A 10,637-nucleotide genomic window follows, 5' to 3' on the forward strand; every position below is an offset into this window, starting at 1 on the left:
AGAATGAAGAAGTATTTATTAATAGTAAGAGGAGAGCGGAGCGGAAGGTGACGACTCCTGCAGGATTTGACGGCAAGCTGAGACTATCCGGGGCAAGGGCCTAGAGAGGCTCAGCGCCGTCCCTGCGGAAAGCGTCCGCATGAAGCGTAGCCGAACAGGTCAAAGAGCTTGAGACACTTTTGTCCCAAGCTCTTTTTTGGTGTTTCCTTTTTCTCCTAAAATATTTCGGTTTCGACAAAAAAATTTATCAAGAAGTGTCCATCCCTTATATGGATGTTTTTAAAGAAAATACACTCTCCAAAGGTGAATATTCATTAGGAAAACTAAAGAATTCGAGTGAATGGGTAGAAAGCGCTAATGATCAAATTTCCACATTCGACTTTTTTCTATAAGTAAATCGTTATATAACAACCTATATCGACTGTTTTTTTACAATTTATGTGTAAAATCTATTTAAATTTGAACGAAGTAAGAAATTACACACTACCCTCATAAACTGATTTTTACTTAAAAAAACATTTTATAATGACAAATCAAGGAAAATATGGTTACAAAAAACTAGTCATATGTATAATTGCCTGCTTCATATGACCTCTTTTTAAATAGTTTGAAAATTCATTCTTTTTTCGACAACATCCTTTTATCACTATTAGTAGAGTATAGATATACCTATTTTCCTACATAACTGATTGGTCTAAACTGATCTCATAACAACAGCGTACATGAGGAGCTGCGTTCTGAACTGCTGCTTTCAATGTCTGACTCGGATCATAGGGAACATAGCGAAAGGGGGAACGATCTTTTCGTTCAAACACTACAAATAATGGAGGATGAGAATGAATAAGAACATGAAAAGAAAGTTTACGAGAGCGGCGTCATTGGTGATGTGCATGCTGTTAATTGCACCGTCATTCACTTATGGCCAGGCATCGGCACAATCAAATGGACCTTCAACCTCTTATTTAGGCAGCAGTAAGGAAATAGTAGAAAGTAAAGTGGATAAAAAGTTGAATCAGCTATACCAAGAAGATGAAATGGTGACATTTTTAGTGCGAATGAAGGAGCAAGTGGATACGGCCAGTATAGCTAAAGAAGCAGATAAAGCCGCCGTAAAATCAAAATTAACTCCTTCAAAAGCTCAACTGACAAAAAGGTCTCTAATCGTCAACGAATTAAGATCCACAGCTAAAGTATCACAAGAAAGAGTATTGGATCTTCTGCAAAAGCAGGAAAGCAAAGGAAATGCAAAGGATATTCAATCCTTTTACATTGTGAATGGACTTGCTGTTACAGCTTCAAAGGAGGTAATGGAAAAAATCGCATTGCTTCCTGAAGTTGCGAGTATTGATCCAAATGAAATACGAGCAGTCATTGATACAGAAACGGCAGCACCTGAAAACCAAACCGAAGCCGTCGAATGGGGAGTCGATCAAATCGGTGCACCGGCAGTGTGGGAACAGGGGATTGATGGCGCCGGAATTGTAGTGGCATCAATCGATACGGGTGCTCAATGGGATCATCCTGCTCTTAAAGAGCAATACAGGGGATTCAATAATGGCGAAGTCAGTCATGAATATAACTGGTTTGATCCTGTGAATGGCTCTGCCACACCTGTCGATCCTGATGGCCACGGAACGCATGTAACCGGAACGATGACGGGTACAGAGCCGGACGATGTCAATCAGGTTGGGGTTGCACCGGGGGCTAAATGGATTTCAGCAAATGCATTCGGTCCATTAGGCGGAGAGGATATTCACTTATTGCAAGCGGGTGAATGGATTTTAGCGCCTACTGATGCAGAGGGCAATCCTAATCCAGCCATGGCTCCGGATATCGTAAATAATTCCTGGGGCGGCGGTCCTGGACTTGATGAGTGGTATCGCCCAATGGTTCAGGCCTGGAGAGCGGCTGAAATTATTCCGGTTTTTGCTGCAGGAAACACGCGTGAAGGAAATCCGGGCGGGCCTGGTTCTGTATCAGCTCCGGGGAATTATCCTGAATCATTTGCTGTTGGGGCGACGGATATTAATCAAAACCTGGCTTCCTTCTCTTTACAAGGTCCTTCTCCATATGGGACGCAGAAGCCGGATGTTTCCGCACCTGGGGTTTCGATTCGCTCGTCCGTTCCGGGAGGCTCTTATGGAAATTACAATGGAACTTCAATGGCAGCACCGCATGTTGCAGGGGCGGCTGCGCTTGTCCTTCAGGCTAATTCAAGCCTAAGCATTGATGACGTAGAAGATTTACTTATGGATACAGCAACGCCAAGAACCAATGCACAATACCCAACCGCGCCGAATAATGGTTTTGGCGACGGGATAATCAATGTGTTTGACGCAGTATCTGCTGTTATTTCCGGACTGGGAACGATCAGCGGTCAAGTAACGAAAGATGGAGAGGATGCAACTGCTCCTGAAATTGAATTTTCAGGTCCTGAAGAAGTATTTGCAGGCTTGCCTGTCACATTAGAAGCGACTGTAACAGATGATGTTAGTGTTACAGACGTAATGCTTGAGTACCAAAAGCAGGACGGGACTTGGGAAATGGCAGCTGCATCACGTGTTGGCGGTGATTACCGCAATGGAACGTACCGCGCAACGATCGACGGGGATCGGATTACAGAAGGCACCATCACCTATCGCTGGAAAGCGGTGGACTTCGGTGCAAATGAAACCGTCAGCGAAGAAGCTGATATAACCGTGAATGCTCCTCCGACTGTCGGATACGAGCAGGATTTTGAAGACAATATTAATGGCTGGACAATGACTGGCCCAATGCAAACATGGCAGTGGGGTGCTCCTGCATCCGGTCCTGGTTCAGCATTCTCAGGTGAGAAAGTCATAGCAACTAATTTAGCTGGAGACTATGACAATGATTTATTTGAATCAGTTGAATCTCCGCCATTTGCCATACCTGAAGAAGGTGCTGCCTATCTTCAGTTTAAACACTGGTACAACATTGAAACAAACTGGGATTTCGGCCATGTATTTATCTCGGAGGACGGGGGAACTACATGGGAGTTAATTGACTCATTTACCGGATTAAGCGGTGATTGGATTGATGGCCAATACGACTTATCTGCTTATGCCGGCAAAACTATTGTTGTAGCATTTGAGCTTGAGTCGGACTTTACCATTGTAAGACCAGGCTGGTATATCGATGATTTTAAAATTACGGATGAAGCTCTTTCTTCAATGACGAAAGTAAAATCGGTAAAAGACAGCGGACCCGTTAAAAAAGAACGTGCACCTAAATTTAATGCACAAAAAGCCGTTGATCGGAAAAATGCCGAAGCAGCTGAAGAGAAAAATCCAGCAGAAGAATCTGTTCTTTCCGGATTGCCTGTAAGTGCAAGAGTAACGGTGGAAGAAACGAATCGTTCTGTCAATACAGACCCTGCAACGGGTGAGTATTCTATGACTCATGCGGTTGGCGACTATACGCTGCTTGCTGAAGCTTACGGATTTGCACCTCAAACACAAGAGGTTACCGTTGTGGAAGATGAAAATACAGACGTTTCCTTCTCACTTGAAGAGCTTCCAACAGGAACGGTAACGGGAACAGTTGTCAACCAGGCAACGGGTGAACCAATTACCGGAGCAACTTTGTATCTAATGGAAGATGCCGCGGTGGCGCCTGTTGAAACAGATGAAAATGGAGACTATTCCATTACAGGCTACGAAGGCACCTACACTTTAAAAGTTGTAGCACCAAACTTTTATGGGGAAGAAGTTGAAGTAATGCTTGAAGGGGATGTAGAACAGGATATTGAACTGCGTCCATTCATCGGCTATGCAGGTGAAATTGGCTATGACGATGGGACAGCAGAAAATGCGAGAGCTTTCTTTGATGCTGGAAATGGCTGGGCTGTAAAAATGTCACTGGAAGAAGGTTCTGATGCGGCTCTTGTAACAGGCGGATTGTTCCGATTCTGGGACACAGAATGGCCGGTCCCGGGCGGCACTGAATTTCAAGTAGAGATCTATGATGCGAGCGGAGCAGATGGTGCACCTGGACAAAAATTAGCAGGTCCAATTGATGCTGAAGCTAAGCGTGATGGTACTTGGACTCAGGTGGATCTTAGCAGCGAAGGTGTTGTCGTAGACGGAGAGTTTTATCTGGTTTACATTCAATCGAAGGCTAATCCTGACACCCCTGGGCTAGGTACAGATGAAGATGGACCAAATGCCGGCCGAAGCTGGCAGTATGTAGGCGGTGCATGGTCACCAGTGCCTGAAGAAGAAGGAAATTACATGATACGCGCCCTCGTGGACTATGAGGTAACAGCGCCTTCTATTACCTCTCCTGCAGATGGTTCATTTACGAATGAAACGTCCGTCAATGTAACAGGGAATGCAGCACCGAATACAGATGTAATTGTCTACAACCAAGGCGAAGAAGCTGCAACAACAACTGCTTCTGAGGATGGACAATATGAGGTAGCTGTTGACTTGTCAGAAGGGGAAAACGTACTTACTGCCAGAGTTTCTACCGAAGCCGGCATGACAGACGAGTCCTCTCCTGTAACAATTACAGTAGATCTGACATCCCCTGTCATAGAAGTGACGAGTCCTGAAGACGGATTGAAGACCAATAAAGAGACGATCACCATCACAGGAATGGTAAACGAGGAGCATCTTGACACATTCACGATTAACGGGCAGAACGTGTCCGTTACGGACGGTGCATTCTCCAAACGATTACTCCTGGAAAACGGTGAAAATCAATTTGAAATGACGGCAACAGACTTAGCCGGCAACTCGACAACTGAAACTTTAACAGTTGAAGCGAAGTTTGGCGAAATTGAAATACAAAACCTTCAGCCTTCAGAAGATGTTTATCTTAAAGCAGGAGAATCTGTTAAGATCTCTTTTGAAAGTGAAGAAGATTTGGATGCCAGCTTTATATTACGTATGCCTTTAACGAATCTTTCAGGCACAAGTAATGTAACCGAGCTCCCTGTCAATGAAGTAGCTCCGGGTCAATATGAGGCGTATTGGACAGCCACATCGTCCGTTATTGCCGATGGAGTAGGAGTAGAAGTCATGGTGAACGATGAATTCGGAAACGAAGCCCGTCAACTTGCTGAAGGCAAGCTGTTTATTAACAGCTGGTCGCCTGGAGACAAGGACCGGCCGGTAAGACCGATACCGGGAAGACCTGATATTCCTGGAAGATAACTTAAGAAAGAGTGAAGATGTAAGCGATCTTGCATCTTTACTCTTTTCCAAAAAAATGTGAAATCCAGTAAGAGAACAAAAGTGGATAAAAAAGTGTAAATCGTTTAATAAAATGAGATATCTATGGTCTTTTAGTTCTTAATCAAGAACTATATTCTTACTAAAGAACAACAGGTAATCAAATAAGAGGAGGAATTTAAATGGGAATGAAAAAGAAAATTGCAATGGGACTGGCTCCGGCGGCACTTGGCATAACCTTAATGGCTGGAGGTACATACGCATATTTTACTGATGCAGCCGAAGCAAATGGTACGTTTGCCGCAGGCACTTTAGATATTGCCGTAAATCCGGAGACCATTATCGATGTGGATGGCATGAAACCAGGTGACTGGATGAATCGTGTCTTTTACATTGAGAATAACGGATCACTCGATATTCCGGAAGTCACACTAAATTCTACTTACGAAGTAATAGATGCAAATAACGATAATACAGAAGACTTCGGAAAATACATTCAAGTGAATTTTCTTGAAAATGCAGACAAAACGGGGCGTGCTGAATATAACGATATCATCTTTCAAACGACGCTGTATGATCTGCAATATATGACACCGGACGCTGTAAAAAAGATTGTTGAAGATTATTTTGGAGAAGAGAGTGGTTTAGACGCGGGAACAAGTGACGAGATGTTTGTTCAGTTTGAATTTATTGATAACGAAGGAGATCAAAATCAATTTCAAGGTGATTCTTTGTCAATCACATGGGAATTTATTGCAAACCAGGGTGAGGGAGAACATATTGAATAAAGATATGTAAAGGCCGGAAAGGTGAGGAAACTCACCTTTCTATCCTAAATAGAAAGATATTGAATTTTGAGCGTACCGTAATAGTTTGCTATTGAAGTACGCTGAAAAGTTAATTCTGCATACATGAGAAATGGGGGATTATGATAAAACAATTCAAGCAAGCCAAAAAAACAAGCCGCTATAGGTTGGCCGCTTATTCTATAGGCGTATTTTATATGATGTTCGTAATCATAACGTACATAAGTTCTACCACAACTGCTTTTTACACCACCTCCTATCCTTTCAAAGGAACGATTCAGGCGGGCCATTGGGAAGAAGAGTCAGATAAAGAGGATAACAAGGTGAACGAAGAAACAGATCCATCTGATGCCTTGACCGAAGAGGAACATGAAAAAGAAAATGATATGCAGGAAGCACCCGCAGAAAAGGAAGAAGAAGAAAATACCACTGTGGAGGATCCGGCAAGAGAGGCATCAAATCAAGATGAAAATGATGATGTATTAAATGAAGAAATAGAAGAAAAAGATGAAGTAGACGTTGTAGATGAAACGGTAGAGCAGGAAAAAGATGTAATAGAAGCAGGTGAAGAAGAGGAAATGGCTGTAAAGGAAGATGAACATGAAAGTGAGGAAATAGAACAGGTTGAGGAGCTGGAAACACAGGCTGAGGAAGGAAAAAGTGAGAAAGATATAAATGATGTAAAAAATAAAGAAGTGGAAATGAAGAATGAGAGGTGATAGAAGTGAAGGAGAAAATGGTACTATTTTTAACGAAATGCATAACCGGTTTGTTTTATTTGATGCTGATGATCATGGTTTTTTTCGTTGCTTCATCTAAAGTCACCGGGGAACCGCCCCAAGTATTTGGATATCAAATAAAAACTGTATTATCAGGATCGATGGAGCCCGGTATTCAAACGGGATCCATCATTGTGGTGAAAGGTGCGCGAGATCTTAAAAGTTTTAAAGAAAACGACATCGTCACCTATAAAGTGAATCGTCACCAGCTCGTCACTCATAGAATTATAGAAGTCATTTCGCAAAACAATCAAATGATGTACAGAACAAAAGGAGATGCTAATGACGGGCCGGATACTGCTCTTCTGCTGCCCCAAAATATAGTAGCTAAATACGAAGGAGTGACGGTTCCTTATATCGGCTATCTTATTGAGTTTTCTCAGTCAAAAAACGGTATTTTCCTGCTGTTTTTTTTGCCGGGTCTTTTTCTGCTCAGTCAATCCCTTTATCAAGTGGCAAGATTAATAATAGAAGAAAATAAAAAAAGCATAAAAGAATCACATGCGGGATGATCCTGCAGAAGGTCCAATATAAACGATTTTTTAATAAGAGAAGGTGGGATGTAACCGAAAAAAGTTGGAGAATGATGACATATCTTATTAGTAAGAAGTGAACGCAGCTGAAAGGGTTCGTCTTAATCGAAGTGAAACGGTTTGAGAGCCAGAGACATATTTGTCCCAGGCTCTTTCTTAATGCTGATTTACAATAACGAAGTAATTGATCGAAACCTGTTCCCCAAAAGCAAAAATTGACATGTTTTCTCGTTTCGAATCCATTATGATGGTCATAAGGAGTGAAGCTCATGAACTGGATTCAATCATTACAGGCATCCATTGACTACATTGAAACCCATCTTCTAGAAGAGATTCAGCTGGAAGAAGCAGCAAACCGGGCTTCTGTGTCACCGTATCACTTTCAGCGCATGTTTTTACTGCTGACGGACATGTCAGTTGGAGAATATATACGCAAAAGAAGACTGACACTCGCAGCGCACGAGTTGGTAAGGGACGATGTTAAGGTTATTGATGCCGCTTTAAAGTTTGGCTATAACACTCCTGAATCGTTTTCAAAAGCCTTTCGAAAGCAGCATGGACTTTCACCAAGAGAAGCAAAGAGCGGGAAAGGAAAGCTTAAATATTATAATCGCCTGGTGGTCCAGGTGATCGTGAGAGGAGAAACGCCGATGAATGTTGAGATTATTGAAAAGGGGCCTGTTCAAATTGTCGGATTAAAACAGGAAGTAAGTTGTGTGGATGGTAACAACCTGGTAGAGATCACGAAAATTTGGGACAGGGTAAATCAAGATGGTACGACTGAGGAACTTGCTGCGGTGAATACTGGTTCAATAGAAGGAATACTTGGCATTTGCGTGGATAAGAGTAAAGAGAAGGCTGACACATTAGACTATTGGGTTGGAGTTGCTCATGATGGCAGTGGTGATGAACGTTTCGAAATGATGGAACTGCCTGCATCTAAATGGGCGGTGTTTGAAGTAAGAGGAGCCATGCCGCATGCGATTCAACAGATGTGGAATCGCATCTACACGGAATGGTTTCCAGTGAGTAATTACAAACACGCTGGTACTCCGGAATTAGAGGTCTATCCTTCAGGGAATCCATACTCAGAGGATTACTATTCTGAAATCTGGATTCCGGTAAAAAAATAAATCAATAAGTCAATAGTGAAAGAAGAGGGGGTCCAATTGCAGTAAATGGACCCCCTCTTCTTTTTTATAGGCTAAATTGTGCATGTAGGAAAGGAATAAGGGTATCGTATGGTAGGTTACGTTTATTCTGAAACGCTTTTTTACTGGCAGTTTTTCAAAGAGACTATTGTTGAATCAGTCCAAATCTTTATTTTATAAACCAATGATGAACGAAAGGAGCTCGTCATATGGCAGTGATTAAAACAGATGTCTTAATTATAGGAGCAGGACCGGCTGGACTGATGGCCGCGAATGTCATGCAGAAAAGAGGGGTAGATTTTGTCTGCCTAGAAAAAAAAGCAGGGCGCTCAGTTCTTTCTAAGGCCCTCGGGATTCAAGCCAGGTCTCTTGAATTATTTGAATTCCTGGGTGTGAATCAGCCTTTTGTGAAAAGGGGCTATCCAGGTCCTGGTGCAAAGCTTCATTTGGCAGGTAAAGCACCTTCCTATGTGGAGATGTATCATATAAAAAGCAGATATCCCTATTTGTTAATCATTCCTCAGCATGAGATAGAAGAAATTCTTGAGGAGCATTTAAATGACCGGGGGGGAGAAATTTCACGTGAACATGAGGTCCTGGAAGTAAATGAGCAGGCTGAAGGAGTGTATGTTACAGCTCAGCATCACGGCGAAAAGAAAACCTATTTAGCAGATTATGTGCTTGCCTGTGACGGTGCACACAGTAAAGTTCGAGAGCTGTTGGATGTTGAGTTTGAGGGTGAGGATGAGGGAATTACCTTTTTTACAGGAGATGTGGAAATTCCCGACATGAAGGAAATTCATATCAATCTTCATCTTAACGATCGAGGTGCAGCTGCTTTTTTCCCATACAAGGATGGTACGTACCGGGTAGTAGGATTTGACCGGACAAGACAGGATGGACCCCGAAAAAGGAAAATGGAGCTTCAAGAACTGCAAAGTACTCTAGATACAATTTTGGATACATCCTATCAGGTTGAAAACCCTAAGTGGCTGGCTTATTTTGGAACAGCACACAGGCAAGTCCCCAATTACCGAAAAGGAAGGGTCTTTTTTGTAGGAGATGCTGCACATATCAATAATCCGCTGGGCGGCCAGGGAATGAACATTGGACTTGAAGACGTGGCGAATCTTTGCTGGAAAATTGATACGGTATTAAAGGGATATGCCGGCAATCCTTTTCTGGATACGTATCATGAAGAAAGGGCTCCAGTTGCCAAAGAGGTGATTCGACACACCACGATGGAGTTGAAGCTCATCCGTTTGCAGGGTATACCAGGCAAGCTCCGTAACTGGGCAGGCAAAGCCGCTTTAACACAAGATTGGGTTCAGGCTATCTTTGCTAAAGCCTTGTCCCATGTTCACAGCGATTATGATAAAACGCCGATCAACCGCTCGTTTAAAGATACTTCTTTGCCAAGAAGAGCGATTCAGGCAGGCGAACGGGTGCCGGATCAGCTGCTATTTATGAACGGGACCACGGATGAAAGACTGTATCCGATCATTCAAAGAATGGGCTATGTCTGTTTAATTTATATTGACTCCTATCAGCAGGGTCTGGTGGATTATGCGTATGAGTTTACAGAAAAAGCAAATGAAGCATTTCCTGATATGATGAAGGTGTATCTTGTGGCAAGGGGCGGAACGGTGCTGACTGACAGGGATGAACTGCCTATTATTTATGATTCCTATCGCCACTTAGACAGAAATCTTGGGATGAAAAAAGGCAGCACATTATTCATACGCCCGGATGGACATGTGGGGTTTCATGATGGATCTGCTGACTTGCAGCAGGTGATGGGGAAATTAAAGCGGTATTTTATTTGAGGTTAAATTAATTTTTCTTAAAAGGGACCGGTTCATTTCCGCTCCGTCCGGAGGCTTTCCGCGTGGCGTGAGGTGAGCCCCCTCGATGCATTCGCATCTTCGTGGTCTCACCCTTCCCGCTGCATCACGCAGGAGTCCCCGGTCTCCGCTGCAATGAACCTATTCTTTGGTGAGTTCACTTGTAAATAAAATATGTAACCTTCTCTATTCTTCTTTTTGCAAGCAACTATTGTTGTAAAAGGAACGGGGACCGGTTCATTTCCGCTCCGTCCGGAGGCTTTCCGCGTGGCGTGAGGTGAGCCCCTTTGATGCTTTCGCATCTGCATGGTCTCACCCTTCCCGCT

The 10,637-nt window shown here is 43.1% G+C and carries 6 protein-coding genes; all 6 read left to right on the forward strand.

The features are described 5' to 3' along the window. The first annotated feature begins 848 nt into the window (after positions 1 to 848). The 6 genes from P6709_RS15850 to P6709_RS15875 all read left to right on the forward strand — a co-directional run bounded on the left by P6709_RS15850 (position 849) and on the right by P6709_RS15875 (position 10,293). On the forward strand, positions 849 to 5,180 hold the full coding sequence (locus P6709_RS15850) for a S8 family serine peptidase (RefSeq protein ID WP_442905353.1): 4,332 nt from the start codon (positions 849 to 851) through the stop codon (positions 5,178 to 5,180). A 200-nt stretch (positions 5,181 to 5,380) separates the two neighbouring features. After that, positions 5,381 to 5,986, forward strand: coding sequence for a TasA family protein (locus P6709_RS15855; protein WP_278241916.1), 606 nt, complete (start codon positions 5,381 to 5,383; stop codon positions 5,984 to 5,986). A 215-nt stretch (positions 5,987 to 6,201) separates the two neighbouring features. Next, positions 6,202 to 6,723: a hypothetical protein gene (locus P6709_RS15860; protein ID WP_278241917.1), complete on the forward strand. Its 522-nt coding sequence runs from the start codon at positions 6,202 to 6,204 to the stop codon at positions 6,721 to 6,723. Positions 6,724 to 6,728: 5 nt separating this feature from the next. Then, positions 6,729 to 7,295, forward strand: a complete 567-nt coding sequence (gene sipW / locus P6709_RS15865) for a signal peptidase I SipW (RefSeq protein WP_278241918.1) — start codon at positions 6,729 to 6,731, stop codon at positions 7,293 to 7,295. Between the two features lie 290 nt (positions 7,296 to 7,585). Then, positions 7,586 to 8,449, forward strand: coding sequence for an AraC family transcriptional regulator (locus tag P6709_RS15870; protein WP_278241919.1), 864 nt, complete (start codon positions 7,586 to 7,588; stop codon positions 8,447 to 8,449). 227 nt (positions 8,450 to 8,676) lie between these two features. Next, positions 8,677 to 10,293, forward strand: a complete 1,617-nt coding sequence (locus tag P6709_RS15875; protein ID WP_278241920.1) for an FAD-dependent monooxygenase — start codon at positions 8,677 to 8,679, stop codon at positions 10,291 to 10,293. Positions 10,294 to 10,637: the final 344 nt, after the last annotated feature.

It is taken from the genome of Jeotgalibacillus sp. ET6, assembly GCF_029667115.1.
Classification (GTDB): Bacteria; Bacillota; Bacilli; order Bacillales; family Jeotgalibacillaceae; genus Jeotgalibacillus.